Annotated in this window: 13 protein-coding genes; 7 read left to right on the forward strand and 6 right to left on the reverse strand. The window is 58.1% G+C overall.

Annotated features, from left to right (window positions below; translation table 11 throughout):
• Positions 1–114 precede the first annotated feature (114 nt).
• Positions 115–1,107, reverse strand: coding sequence for a hypothetical protein (locus C0398_05905; GenBank protein MBA4365528.1), 993 nt, complete (start codon positions 1,105–1,107; stop codon positions 115–117).
• 1 nt (position 1,108) lies between these two features.
• Positions 1,109–2,335 carry a restriction endonuclease gene (locus tag C0398_05910; protein MBA4365529.1) on the reverse strand — a complete coding sequence of 409 codons (1,227 nt, stop codon included), beginning with the start codon at positions 2,333–2,335 and terminating at the stop codon, positions 1,109–1,111.
• Positions 2,336–2,371: 36 nt separating this feature from the next.
• On the opposite strand from C0398_05910, the gene C0398_05915 reads away from it, so the two are divergent.
• Complete coding sequence (locus C0398_05915) at positions 2,372–3,031, forward strand: hypothetical protein (protein ID MBA4365530.1); 660 nt, start codon at positions 2,372–2,374, stop codon at positions 3,029–3,031.
• On the forward strand, positions 3,028–3,885 hold the full coding sequence (locus C0398_05920; GenBank protein ID MBA4365531.1) for a hypothetical protein: 858 nt from the start codon (positions 3,028–3,030) through the stop codon (positions 3,883–3,885). The genes C0398_05915 and C0398_05920 overlap by 4 nt, the downstream gene beginning before the upstream one ends.
• Before the next feature lie 146 nt (positions 3,886–4,031).
• Here the strand turns inward: C0398_05920 and C0398_05925 are convergent, their stop codons facing one another.
• The 3 genes from C0398_05925 to C0398_05935 all read right to left on the reverse strand — a co-directional run bounded on the left by C0398_05925 (position 4,032) and on the right by C0398_05935 (position 6,445).
• On the reverse strand, positions 4,032–5,123 hold the full coding sequence (locus tag C0398_05925; GenBank protein MBA4365532.1) for a hypothetical protein: 1,092 nt from the start codon (positions 5,121–5,123) through the stop codon (positions 4,032–4,034).
• Positions 5,124–5,224: 101 nt separating this feature from the next.
• Positions 5,225–5,554 (reverse strand): hypothetical protein, encoded by a 330-nt coding sequence (locus tag C0398_05930; GenBank protein ID MBA4365533.1) that lies wholly within the window; start codon positions 5,552–5,554, stop codon positions 5,225–5,227.
• 111 nt (positions 5,555–5,665) lie between these two features.
• Positions 5,666–6,445: a hypothetical protein gene (locus tag C0398_05935; protein ID MBA4365534.1), complete on the reverse strand. Its 780-nt coding sequence runs from the start codon at positions 6,443–6,445 to the stop codon at positions 5,666–5,668.
• Positions 6,446–6,733: 288 nt separating this feature from the next.
• On the opposite strand from C0398_05935, the gene C0398_05940 reads away from it, so the two are divergent.
• From C0398_05940 to mce, 4 genes are read left to right on the forward strand one after another with little or no spacing between them, the layout of a single operon-like run.
• Positions 6,734–8,413, forward strand: a complete 1,680-nt coding sequence (locus tag C0398_05940; protein ID MBA4365535.1) for a methylmalonyl-CoA mutase — start codon at positions 6,734–6,736, stop codon at positions 8,411–8,413.
• Between the two features lie 10 nt (positions 8,414–8,423).
• The gene (locus C0398_05945) at positions 8,424–8,825 is read left to right on the forward strand and encodes a methylmalonyl-CoA mutase (GenBank protein ID MBA4365536.1); all 402 of its coding nucleotides are present in this window, start codon (positions 8,424–8,426) and stop codon (positions 8,823–8,825) included.
• A gap of 16 nt (positions 8,826–8,841) precedes the next feature.
• Entirely contained in the window at positions 8,842–9,768 is a 927-nt protein-coding gene (locus C0398_05950; protein ID MBA4365537.1) for a methylmalonyl Co-A mutase-associated GTPase MeaB, read from the forward strand.
• Positions 9,765–10,175, forward strand: coding sequence for a methylmalonyl-CoA epimerase (gene mce / locus C0398_05955; protein ID MBA4365538.1), 411 nt, complete (start codon positions 9,765–9,767; stop codon positions 10,173–10,175). The genes C0398_05950 and mce overlap by 4 nt, the downstream gene beginning before the upstream one ends.
• An 82-nt stretch (positions 10,176–10,257) precedes the next feature.
• Here the strand turns inward: mce and C0398_05960 are convergent, their stop codons facing one another.
• Positions 10,258–10,599 carry a hypothetical protein gene (locus C0398_05960; protein MBA4365539.1) on the reverse strand — a complete coding sequence of 114 codons (342 nt, stop codon included), beginning with the start codon at positions 10,597–10,599 and terminating at the stop codon, positions 10,258–10,260.
• 424 nt (positions 10,600–11,023) lie between these two features.
• Between C0398_05960 and C0398_05965 the strand changes: the two genes are divergently transcribed.
• A partial coding sequence (locus tag C0398_05965; protein MBA4365540.1) for a hypothetical protein occupies positions 11,024–12,687 on the forward strand: 1,664 nt, incomplete at its 3' end.

Raw genomic sequence — 12,687 nt, forward strand, 5'->3', positions numbered from 1 at the left:
CCAAAGACAGACCCCAAAGACAGACCCCAAAGACAGACCCCAAAGACAGACCCCAAAGACACTAACTCCCTCCAACTAGTATCGCCTATGCCACGTCTTCTCGCACCCGTCGCCTCAGCTTTGGTTGCGTGCTTCTCGCGCCAACTCGTCTATTTCTGCCTGTGAGACGTCGCAGTACTCCCCATAGGATTCATCCTCTGGGTACTCGAGATCATCGGGTAGGTAGCTGGCCATATCCTTCCCGTCTGCATAGAAATGGCACCTACTACACCACACACACTTGGGAACTGGCATTGCGGAACCGATAGGCATCTCTGTGTCCCAATCGTAATCAAAGTCGGCTTCAATATCCCAGTATAGGCGGAGGGGGTCGCCACATATAGGGCAATCAGTTTTGAGTTCGAGAACTTCACTGGACAAGTACTCTCCAGGTATGTGATGCCTGTGAGCACATGCTCCAGGGTTTGATTGCCACTCGGTTTTCTGTGTCTCAATGCGTTGCTGGAGCACCAGCGAATGTTTCTCGGCCAAAGCCCGATCGAGCGTCTCCACTTTTCTAAGAGCCTGTGCATCAAAGTACAAACCAGGCTTCTCATTCAGGATGTCCGACACGAATGCCTGCAATGCCGGAATGATCTGCGAAGACATTTCTCCCACGATGCTGCTCAGATAGTCGGCATTGTCATCCCATTGATGTTCCAGCTTGTCACGCAGTCTTCTCACCCGTTCGAATGCACACAAGGACTTGTGGTCTGTATCCATTGTGGCCCGAACGCGACGCAGCGCTTCGCTGAAGCCAATCATTTTCAGGGTATTGAGTCCTGGTTCCTTCTTGTCCGTGTGATATGGGAGTCCCTTCACGACTACATAGGTTTCAAGGGACATTGGCATGGGGTACAGAAGTGCAGGATCCAAGCGAAGTAGTCTCAGTTTCAACAGATGCTCCATGGCACGGGCAATCGAACACACTACGTTTGCAGCGTCACCCATGCTCTCACGGTTGTCACGTACAACGTGTGCCTCCGTGTCTAAGTACAACTTCACAGCCGATGCCACATATGCCTGAGCGGTCTTCCGCCAAACCGAATCGCCTGCCTGGTTACTCATCTTATCCTCCATTCCCGTACACTCGGAAGCCGCCACTATTGTGCGCATCCAGCGCTGCCTTACTGGGCCACGCCTCCTCATCGTCCGGCAGCAGGATGCGCGAACCGTGAAGCTGGTAGTACTCCTTGCCGTTGTCGTAGTCTTCTTTGAGGCGCTTGCTGACCACAAACCGGTAGCCGTCAGGGTCGATAGTGACGTAGCCGGCATCGAACAGCTTGTGGATGTCGGCACGCAGGAGGATACCGTTGGTGACGTCGTTGGTATGTGTGTCGGACCATTCGATGATATGCGCGGCTTCAAGGACGGGCAGCGAGTGCTCTCTGCTGACTGCACACTGACGATGATAGGCATCGGTCACTTCGACGCGGAACGTCCCCTGGCCTTGACGGACCTCACGCAGGGCATACTGCGGCGTGTAGTCAGAGCTGTAGAAGGGCAGTGCATGAACCTGCGGCGTCGATGGGGTCAGTTCCAAGTTGCGGAGTACCTGTCGCACGATAGTCTGATCGTCGGCGCTGGCCATATGCTTGCCACTCACGAGACTGCCAGTGTGACACGGAACCCAGAGCTCGCGGGGCAAGTAGACGACCTGATCGAGGACTGCACACCCCACGTCGGTGTTCCATGAATCTGCACCGGGTTGCTTGTGCCGCATAATGGCGTTTCGGAACGCGTCCAGCGTCGGTGCTCCGTTGTGATCGCAAAAGGCATCCCAGGCCATCTGGAGGGGAAAGACTGAGTAGTGCATGAACACGCCCGCGCCCGCGATGAAGTCGAGAGGGCTGTGGAGCTTGAGGAGCCAGAGCGTCCCAGGTTCGATGAGCTTGCGTGGCGGAGCGCTGGGAATCCAGAAGTTCACCTCGTCGGTGATCTGGTTCCGCCGCAAGTAGTCAAACCAGTTGTTGTCCGTAATGCCAAGGTAGGCCGACAGCATCTCTCCTCCTCCACAATGGCCGACACCACTACTGTAGCCGATTGGCGGGTTTGTCAATGAGTCCCGTCGGAATCTGATACGCCTCGCATCCTTCTTCGAAAAGGAGTGCAAGTATGCTGACACCGACGAAGTAGAAGAACTGTACACCGATCCAACAGGGACGAGACTGGATTCCCGCCTGCGCGGGAATGACAGAGAAGGAGGCCTCGGCTCAGAATTGTAGTCTATTCCAAGCAATAGCAGCGCACTGTCGTCGTGACTATCGCCCTTGACATCGGCATCGTTTTGCTCCATTATTACGAAAGAACTCTCGTAAAAGTGGAGCAGAACATGGATCGCACAATGGTGCGGAAGGCACTTGCAACGATGCCATACGTCACTAAGCAGAACCTCGGCGTGCTTCTCGACGTATCGCCTGCGACACTGGACTACCGGGCGCGTCGCATGCAACAGACAGGGGAACTCATCCCGATACGGTCCGGGCTCTACGTTCCTGTACCATCATGGCAGGCTGCAGGCATGACACCGGACGGAAAGCAGCGGCTATTGGAGTACCTCTCGGGTATCGTGCGTTTTCCGTCGTACATTTCGCTGGAGTACGTTCTCGAACGAGCGGGTCTGATACCGGAGTCTCCCTTCGCCATCACCTGCGTGACGCAAAAGACGCCCCGTGTCTATACGACGCCCATTGGCACGTTTGTCTACCGCCAGATTCGCCGTCCAGAGCTGTCCACCGGATATGACACCGTGAAGTATCGCGGACTTACTGTGGCCATTGCCTCGCCAGCCAAAGCCCTGTTCGACGCCCTGTACTTGCGACCGTTCAAGACCGCTCGAGATACGAAGACGTATCTGCTTGAGACGGGCCGGTTCAACTGGGATGCGCTTGTTCCGAGGGAACGCCGCCGATTCGCCACGCTCGTCCGCTCGACGAACATCCCCAAGATGAAGCACGTCCTGACTCTACTTCAGAAGGAGAACATCCTATGATCGAAGAACGACTCTCCGAGATCATTGCCGCCAATCCGGACCTCGACCCCCTTGTACTGCGGACGAAGCTGAAGGAAGCGTTGCAAGAATACGTCCTCGAGTTTGTCTACAATCACCCAGCGTATCGCGCCTTCCTGTTCACTGGCGGGACGTGTCTGCGTCTCCTCTACGGTCTGCCCAGATTGTCCGAGGACCTTGATTTCGACGTCGATGGAACGGTCGATGCCCAGGCCTTTGCAGACGATGTTCAGGCGTATGTCCAGCGCTCTCTACATTACAGCAACATGGGGACGAAGGTGACCGGGAACGGGATGTCCGTCTTTCTGAAATTCCCTGTCCTGAAGCAGCTGGGGCTGGTTCACAGCTCATCCGACTCTCCCACGCTGTTTCTTCGTTGCGATCTGGCCCTTGAACAGGCCGGCCTGTACGGTGACCAGCGGGCTCCGATCAGCACAGCGAGAACCATGTTCTTCGTCCGTGCCTATGATCTGCCGACGCTGTTTGGCAACAAACTGGCCGCCTTCATCGGACGGGTGTACCAGAAGGGAGCGACGCAGACAGTGCCTTTCAAGGGTCGTGACGTGTTCGACCTGGTCTGGTTCCTGCAGGAGTCACAGCGTCAGAACTGGCGCCTCACACCCAATTGGCCTCGCGTTCTGGCTGTGCTCAAGGCCAGGACACCCGAGGACGTTCTGCAGGATGCCACCAAAAAAGCTGCAGCGTTGAAGCCGGCTGAAGTTGCAGTGGACCTGCAACCTTTCATTGAGGATCAGCAGATGCTTGAGGCATTCATTGCCAATCTGCCAGAAGTGCTGCCGGCGCAACTCGCCGAACTGTCCAAACACACGGTGTAGTCTCTCCGCAAGATGACGCAGTGCTCACCACGACTGGATTCCCGCCTTCGCGGGAATGACAAGATGGAACGGGGTATGGCGGTGTGGTGGCCGGAAATGATACACCAGAGTTGCAGGCCGTCACGTGAACCCCAACAGAACGTGTCCTATGACCGAGCCGTCTCCATGGCTTCCTTCAGTCTGGCCAGGAACCTGTCGAGAATCCCAGGGTCGCTCAGGAATTCAGATCCCAAGCGTGGCCAACGATCAATCATGTAGCTGGGCAGGTTCGCACCCGTGATACTGTTGATGTCGTTCAGCAATGTCTGCCGTCGCTCCGCGTCTACAAAAGCAGGCGATGACTTCAGGAACTCGAAGTACACATAGAGGGCACCGTTTGCAGCAACCTGCAGGAAGCGTGTCTCGTGTTCTCCTGTGACGGCTCTCACTGTCAGTGTCGCAATCTGGCCCCTGCCACAGGACACCCCAAACGCGTTCTCATGAGCCCAGTCAAGAACTCTCTGGACGATCGATGCCCAACCGATACCGGCCCGCCGTTCAGCTTCATCGACAACCTCAGGAACCGTCCACGTGCGCGCGGATTGAGCGGGCGCGGCGGCGGCGCTCTTCACCTCTGCACCGAACACGTGAGGCATGAGAATCTCGTATGAGTCGTGGTGGTAATACTCCAGTTCGACTGCGTATAGCTGGAAATGACTGTTAGCGTTCAGATAGGATACGAGATCGCGGAGCCCGTCATGAACCTGGTCCATGAGAACCATGAACAGGAATGTTCCTTCCTCGAGGCAGCTGGCCGTCGCCTGCAGGAGTGCGGACGTACCCTCTTCGTCGGTGCCGAACGCCGATGAAATCTGTTCCTCCAGGCTCACATGGTACTTCTTCTGAACTTGCTCCGACAACGCGACCCTGAAATCACTGAATTCTGATGAGTGCCGCCAAAGTGCGGCCCCGTAGTCGAGAACTTGCGCTACCACGTCGCGCTTGTCCGGGTTGCGGTAGAGTTTCGTCTCTATGACATAGAGTTTGCCCCGTTCATCGACGGCAAGGATATCGATCGGCCCCGCCTGTGTGGCAAATTCCCTGGCCAGAACCAGGATCTTGGTACCCTCCCGAATCTGATCGACAGGCAATGCCTCAGGATTGTTGCTCAGATACGCCTGCAGATCATCTTCCTTACTGAATGTGCTGCGTTCCACCTTCATTGCGTCATGTCCGTTCCTTGAGACGATAATTGCCATATGCCCTCCCTGGGCTGGGATTTGATCCGTCACTTGCTGTCAAACCACTGTCACATAACATCTTCTGAATATGACTCGATGCGGAAAGTCACGGTAAGCCGCTAGCGCGACTTGCCAACCGTCCAATGCTCTCGAAGCGCGGCCAGACACGCATCTACGTCATTCATGCTCCCCTCTGTCCTGGCAGTAGGGTCATCGGGAGCAATCCACTTTTCTGGAGTAGGGTGTGCAGCCAGGTACGCTTGTGCCTTCGCTTTCCTCTCTTCTCTCTTCCTTTCAAGGTACTCTACCTTGGCGATGATCTTCTCCTCATGCGAAAGCGCGTCAAACTCCTTGCGCTCACGCTTAGTCATCTCGGACTCGAGCCAGTGGCCAATCTGTAATCCGCTTTCCTCTATGGTGGCGTACTCATCATCGGTTATCTGTCTCATGTGTCACCCCCTATGTGCAGTTAGTACTGTGCCCAAACCAGGACCGGCCGACCCATAGGCGGGATTGGATTCCCGCCTGCGCGGGAATGACGGAGTGGCTTGCTAGATACTCTATGACCGCGGGATGTGGTACTTCTCCTGAAAGGCGTCGAGGATACCGATGAACTGCGGGGTAAGACGGGCACGGGCCTCCCTCGCGATATCCGCCGGAGCTCCGCCATACAGTGCCTCGGCGATCGAGCCTGCTATGGCGGCCTGTGTGTCGGCGTCTCCGCCTAAAGCGACCGCACAGCGCACCGCGTCCTCGAAGGACGTGGAGGTCAGCACGCAGATGAGTGCCTCGGGCACGGACCGCTGGCATGTCTCGTCGAACGAGCAGGACGGCTGGATGTCCTTGTAGGTGCGGTGCAAGTCATACCCGAACCGAGTCTCCAGAGCGTCCCGGATGTCGGTCTGGCCGGCCCCCTGCCGGGCGAGGAAGATGGCAGCTGCCACAGATTGTGCGCCCTTGATGCCCTCGGGGTGGTTGTGGGTCACCTCGGCCGAACCCTGCGCCTCTGCCAGTGTCCGCTCCAGCGTCTCGAACGCCCAGCCCACGGGGCTGACGCGCATGGCCGAACCGTTGCCGAAGCTGTTGTAGGGTTTCGAACCTTGTGTCGTGAACCACTGCCTGAACATCCCACCGAAGCCGGCATCTGACTTCTCCAGCGCAAACTCGCGTATCGTTTCGTTGTACGGACGGCCTGTCAGCAGTGTCTCGGCCACGGCTATGGTCAGCACCGTGTCGTCTGTCCACTCCGAACGTTTGCCGAACAGAGGGAAATCCATCGACTTGATGGGGTGAAACTCATAGACCGAACCGATGATGTCTCCTGCGATTGCTCCTAGCATCCCATCCCCCTGAGGTCGGGGCAGCACACCACGCCCCATGCCACGATGTCAGTATACAGCCGATTACTGCGCTGAGGGACGACAAGGAATGGATTCCCGCCTGCGCGGGAATGACAATACGCAGAGGGCATGACGGATGGGCGCGCGGGAGCGGGAACAAGTCACCCAGGTCACAGTTGCCGCGCACGTGGTGAGGTCCTCGTTTCCTGCTATACTTTCTCCGAGGCGGACATCGGGTGCTATCACGCCCTGGGCCTACCGTGGACATGTCAACAGCGAGGTGATCGAATGTACGACAAGGAAACTGTGGGGAGACTGAAAGCTGCAAAGTCGAAGTGGCAGGAGGGTGCTGACAAGATCCCTGCCGGCAAGACATGCAAGGCTTATTCGGACTGCGCGACAAGTTCCGGCATCGACGTCAAGCTGCTCTACACGCCCGAGGACGTTGGCGAGATGGACTACATGCGCGACCTTGGGTTCCCCGGGGAGTATCCGTACACGAGAGGGTATCAGGCCACAATGTATCGCGGCCGTCTCTGGACCATGCGCCAGTACGCGGGGTTCGCCACGGTGGAGGAGTCCAACCGCCGGTACAAATATCTGCTGAACCAGGGCCAGACCGGCCTGTCCATCGCGTTCGATCTTCCTACTCAGCTGGGCATGGACGCGGACTATCCACTCTCGGAGGGCGAGGTGGGCAAGGTCGGCGTGTCGGTCAGTTCGCTCGCGGACCTGGAGGTGCTGTTCGATGGCATCCCGCTCGACCAGGTCAGCACGTCCATGACCATCAACGCGCCCGCCGCGGTTCTGCTGGCAATGTATGTCGCGCTTGCCCGACGCAAGGGCATCAGTGCTGACAAGCTGAACGGCACCATTCAGAACGATATCCTCAAGGAATACAGCGCTCGCGGTACCTATATCTATCCGCCGGCCCCGTCGATGCGTATCATCAATGACATCTTTGCCTATTGCTCCAAGCAAGTCCCTAACTGGAATACGATCAGCATCAGCGGCTATCACATGCGTGAGGCTGGATGCACGGCGGTTCAGGAGGTCGCATTCACGCTCGCAGACGGGATCGCCTATGTCGAAGCTGCGGTCAAGGCAGGACTCGATGTCGACAGTTTCGCAGCTCGGGTGTCGTTCTTCTTCAATGCGCACAACAACCTGCTGGAGGAAGTCGCCAAGTTCCGTGCCGCCCGCCGCATGTGGGCGCGGATCATGAAGGAGCGCTTCCATGCACAGAATCCGAAGAGCCTGATGCTGCGTTTTCACACGCAGACGGCAGGGTGCACGCTGACCAGCCAGCAGCCGGACAACAATGTCGTACGCGTGACGCTGCAAGCTCTTGCCGCGGTACTGGGCGGTACCCAGTCACTTCATACGAACAGTCGTGACGAGGCCCTGTCGCTGCCGACCGAGGACTCGGTGCGCATTGCCCTCCGGACACAACAGGTCATCGGATACGAGTCGGGAGTGGCCGATACGGTGGACCCTCTTGCAGGCAGCTACTTTGTGGAATCCATGACCAACCGCATCGAGGAAGAGGCCTTGAAGTACATCGCCAAGATCGATGAGCTCGGCGGGGCAGTGAAGGCGATCGAGCGAGGGTTCATCCAGAAGGAGATTCAGAACAGCAGCTATCAGTACCAGCTGGAAATCGAGTCAGGCAAGAAGGTCATCGTCGGCGTCAACAAGTTCCAGGTCCAGGACAAGCCATTCACAAACCTCATGCGCATCGACTCCGCCCTCTATGAGAAGAGGCACAAGGAGCTGGCTGCGATGAAGAGCCGCCGCGATGCCGCCAAGGTCGAAGCTGCACTTGCTCAGGTCAAGGCTGCCGCCGTCAGTGATGCAAACCTGATGCCTGTCCTCATCGACGCGGTCGACGCATACGCGACCCTCGGCGAAGTCTGCGACGTGCTGCGCTCGGTGTTCGGCGAATATCGGCCGGACGCGTCGTTCTAAGGAGGAGACCATGGAACAGAAGATCAGAGTCCTCGTGGCAAAGCCTGGCCTTGACGGGCACGATCGTGGAGCCAAAGTCCTGGCACGGGCTTTCATGGATGCAGGCATGGAAGTCATCTACACGGGCATCCGCCGTACACCTGAGCAGATTGCGGAGGTCGCCGTGCAGGAAGATGTGGACGTGGTCGCCCTGTCGTGCCTGTCGGGAGCGCACAACACGCTGTTTCCGAAAGTTGTCGACCTGCTGCGGGCAAGGGGAGCTGACGATATGCTGATCATGGGCGGAGGGGTCATCCCTGAAGACGACATCCCGTTCCTCAAAGAGCATGGGATCAGTGAGGTCTTTGGACCGGGAACTCCACTCGCCACCTGTGTCGACTACATCCGGAGCCACGTGAAGAGGGAAGCCTAGTCAAGTGGACGTCAAGCTGGGTGTCCTGGCGGGCGATACGAAAGCGGTCGCGCGTGCGATCACGTGGGTCGAGAATGGCGATCCACGCGGCGCCGAGGTGATCCGCGGCGTCTATGCGAGCACAGGGCGCGCCTATATCGTCGGAGTGACCGGTTCGCCCGGTGCGGGCAAGAGTACGCTGGTTTCGCGACTGGCCGCAGTCCTGGCCGGTCGTGGACAGAAGGTCGGCATTCTGGCGGTCGATCCCAGCAGTCCCTTCTCGGGCGGTGCAATCCTGGGGGACCGGGTCCGTATGTTCGACGTTGCTCTCATGCGCGATGTCTACATCCGCAGCATGGGAACCCGGGGGTCACTCGGCGGCCTCAACCGTGCCACTCGTATGGCTGCCCGCATCCTTGACGCCGCGGGGTTCGACTGGATCTTTGTCGAGACCGTTGGTGCGGGTCAGGCCGAGGTCGACGTCCACGATGTCGCCTATACGACAGCCGTTGTCATGGCGCCCGGCATGGGTGACGACATTCAGGCCATGAAGGCAGGCATGATGGAGATCGGTGACCTGTTCATCATCAACAAGGCGGACCGCGATGGAGCAGACCGTACGGCAACGCAGGTCGAGTCCGTCCTGCAACTGTCCATGATGACGGGCTGGAATCCGCCCGTACTCAAGGCGTCGGCCGAACTGAACACCGGCATCGACACCGTTGTGGACACGATAGAACGGCATCGCATGCATCTCGTGGCCTCAGGGAAGCTGGACGCACTCAAGAGACGGATGGCCAAGCTCGACGTGCTCGAGATTCTCAAGGCGCGCCTGGCCGACACGATGAAGCAGCAGCTGGACCAGCCGGCCGTTCAGGCCGAGCTGGAGAAGGTCGCCAGCAAGCAGAGCGACCCATATTCATTGGCAGACATCATCTTCGAGCAAAGCTGGAGGAACACATGAACCTGAAGAACATTGATCATATCGGCATTGCCGTTTCCAGCCTGCAGGAGTCGCTGTCATTCTGGGAGACGTCGCTGGGTATCGAGCTGCACGGCATCGAAGAGGTGACCGAACAGCACGTGAGAACGGCGTTCTTGCCTGTGGGTGACACGGAGGTCGAGCTGCTGGAGCCTACCAGCGCGGATAGCTCGGTCGCCAAGTTCATCGAGAAGCGCGGCGAGGGCTTGCATCACATCGCGATCCGAGTCGACGACATCGAAGCGGCCCTTGCGGAACTGAAAGCCAAGGGTGTTCAGTTGATCGACGAGACGCCTCGCAACGGTGCAGGTGGGGCTCGGATAGCGTTCGTGCACCCCAAGGCGACGCATGGCGTCCTTCTTGAGTTGTGCGAGAGGAAGAAGGAGTAGTAGCGCAGAAGATAGCTGGAACGCAAGCGCCCCGGGAGACCGGGGCGCTTGCGATTCATGCGACTATGGTGAGACGGAACGTCTAGAACACGAGGGGAACGTAGCCGTTTCGAATGCACTCCGAGATGATGCCTCCCACCTGATCGATCTCGCACCCCAGGCTCTTGATGGCATCGCTCACGACCGGCTCGTCTGCGAACGTATTGCAGGCGACGGGATGAACAACAACCTTGAAAATCTCCGCACCGAGGTCCCGGATCTCCTTGTCCTCGACGAGAAGTCGTTCGAAAGGGCCAAACAGAATGACGCGCACATCATCAAACCAGTGGTTGTCATGGGTGTTCTTGGCGTACATCAAGCCGGCCATGGCTTTCTCGCGTTCGGCCGTAGAGAGGATGATCAAGATCTTGCGCACTTGCTCCATCACTTGCCTCCTGTTCCCCGGTGACCACGCGCCGGGCCGCGACACATGTTCAGAATTCAATTGCCACACTATATATAGCCGTGTGGCGTTCTGCGTCAATGACTCCACGGGGCAAGTCTGTGAATAGCAAGGTGCCTAGTTGTCCACATCACTGCGTGTCGACTCACTGCAGCACTTGACCCGTGTTGTTCCGCCACTATCCTGAGAACAGAATCGTGCGAGTTCCCTACGTTTCGCGTGTACGGCGAGAGAACTGCCATTCGACGAAGTCAAGAAGAGTTCAGGAGCTGCGAATGCAACAAACATGGAAAAGACAGTCGCGGGCAGTGCGGGAGATGGGCCAACGTGGACAAACGTGGCCTGAAAACAGGCAAGAGGGGCGACCACGATTGACAAGGAAATCCGTTCTGGAGAGGATTCCATAGTGCAGAAGCAGGCGGAGAAGGCGCTGCGAAATAGCGAGGAACGCTTCCGTATCATGATCAGCAATCTTCCCGGGTTTGTCTATCGTTGTGACAACGACCGCGACTGGACCATGTCGTTTATCAGCGATGGGTGCAGGCAAATCACGGGCTATGCACCCGAAGATTTCCTGCACAACAAGAAGTTGGCCTTCAACGATATCATTCGCCCAGACTACCGGGAGCGGGTGTGGCTTAACGTGCAGGATTCTGTTCAGCAGAAGAAGGTTTTCCAACATGAGTACCCCATTGTCGTCGCCAGCGGAGAAACCGATCATTGGGTCTGGGAGCGGGGGAGAGGCATCTTCTCCGATGCCGGGCAATTGCTCTACATCGAAGGATTCATCGCCGACATCACCGACCGCAAGCGGGCGGAGGAAGAGACTCAGCGGGAGCGAGCATTCTTCGACCGACTGGTGGAGACAGCCCCGGAAGGCATTGCGATCACCGATATCCAGGGCAAGGTCATTCAGGTGAACGCCGAGTTCGAGCGCATGTTTGGCTATGAGGTTGATGAAGCCGTTGGACAATGTATCGACGATTTGGTGGCCCCTCCCGCGCGCCAGGAAGAAGCCAGGGCGATAACAGCATCTACCGGCCAAGGGGGAAAAATCTTACTGGAAACGGTGCGGCGCAGGAAGGACGACACCCTCGTTGATGTGTCCGTCATCGGCGCACCTATTCTGATCGCAGGGAAGGTGGAGGCGGTTTACGCCATCTACCGTGATGTCACAGACCGCAAGCGGACGGAGGAGGCGCTGCGGGCAAGCGAGATGCGCTACCGCACCTTCATCGACGCCACCTCCGATCTGGTGTTTCTGAAGGACGAGTCCTTCCGCTACCTCATCAGCAACGGGGCGAACAACTCTTTCCTGGGCAAATCCGAAGGGAACGTGATCGGCCGTACGGACTTCGACCTCATGCCCAACGAGGCCGCCAAACACTGCCGGGCCAGCGATCAAGAGGCCTTGGAGAAGGGGAAAAGGGTCACGGCTGAGGAGTCAGTGGGCCCGAGAATCTACCAGACCATCAAGTTCCCGGTGCCCCTCCCGAGCGGGCGCGTGGGCCTGGGCTGCTACATCCGCGACATCACCGAGCGCAAGCAGGCAGAAGCGGCGCGTGAGAAGGCAGAGGCTCAACTCCGGCAGTCCCAGAAGATGGACGCCATCGGCCAGCTGGCAGGAGGCGTGGCGCACGACTTCAACAACCTGCTGACCGGCATCCTGGGCAACATCGCCCTCATGCGCAGCAGCCTGCCTCCAGCAGACCCGTTGCTCGAAAACCTGAATGCGGCCGAGACCGCTGCCCGTCAGGCGGCGGACCTCACGAAAGGCCTGCTGACCTTCGGTCGCAGTGCCATGGTCCTGCCGGTGCCCATAAAGATCACGGCCGCGCTCGATGTGACCCTGGCCATCCTGAAGCAATCGCTGCCGGCCACCATCGAGATCGTCCGTGACGACGAGCAGACGGCGTGGAACGTCCTGCTGGACCAGTCACAGATGACGCAGATCCTGCTCAACCTCGCGGTGAACGCACGCGATGCCATGAAGGGCAAAGGGATGCTGACGATACGCACCAGGAACGAGGTCGTGGGAGAGGGATACCTCCAGACCCATCCGTTTGCGCG

The organism is Coprothermobacter sp. (assembly GCA_013824685.1).
Classification (GTDB): Bacteria; Caldisericota; Caldisericia; order Cryosericales; family Cryosericaceae; genus Cryosericum.

Coding starts and splice junctions, on each gene's coding strand:
- C0398_05905 (MBA4365528.1), bottom strand. CDS start 1,107: ATGAGTAACCAGGCAGGCGATTCGGTTTGGCGGAAGACCGCTCAGGCA.
- C0398_05910 (MBA4365529.1), bottom strand. CDS start 2,335: ATGGAGCAAAACGATGCCGATGTCAAGGGCGATAGTCACGACGACAGT.
- C0398_05915 (MBA4365530.1), top strand. CDS start 2,372: ATGGATCGCACAATGGTGCGGAAGGCACTTGCAACGATGCCATACGTC.
- C0398_05920 (MBA4365531.1), top strand. CDS start 3,028: ATGATCGAAGAACGACTCTCCGAGATCATTGCCGCCAATCCGGACCTC.
- C0398_05925 (MBA4365532.1), bottom strand. CDS start 5,123: ATGGCAATTATCGTCTCAAGGAACGGACATGACGCAATGAAGGTGGAA.
- C0398_05930 (MBA4365533.1), bottom strand. CDS start 5,554: ATGAGACAGATAACCGATGATGAGTACGCCACCATAGAGGAAAGCGGA.
- C0398_05935 (MBA4365534.1), bottom strand. CDS start 6,445: ATGCTAGGAGCAATCGCAGGAGACATCATCGGTTCGGTCTATGAGTTT.
- C0398_05940 (MBA4365535.1), top strand. CDS start 6,734: ATGTACGACAAGGAAACTGTGGGGAGACTGAAAGCTGCAAAGTCGAAG.
- C0398_05945 (MBA4365536.1), top strand. CDS start 8,424: ATGGAACAGAAGATCAGAGTCCTCGTGGCAAAGCCTGGCCTTGACGGG.
- mce (MBA4365538.1), top strand. CDS start 9,765: ATGAACCTGAAGAACATTGATCATATCGGCATTGCCGTTTCCAGCCTG.
- C0398_05960 (MBA4365539.1), bottom strand. CDS start 10,599: ATGGAGCAAGTGCGCAAGATCTTGATCATCCTCTCTACGGCCGAACGC.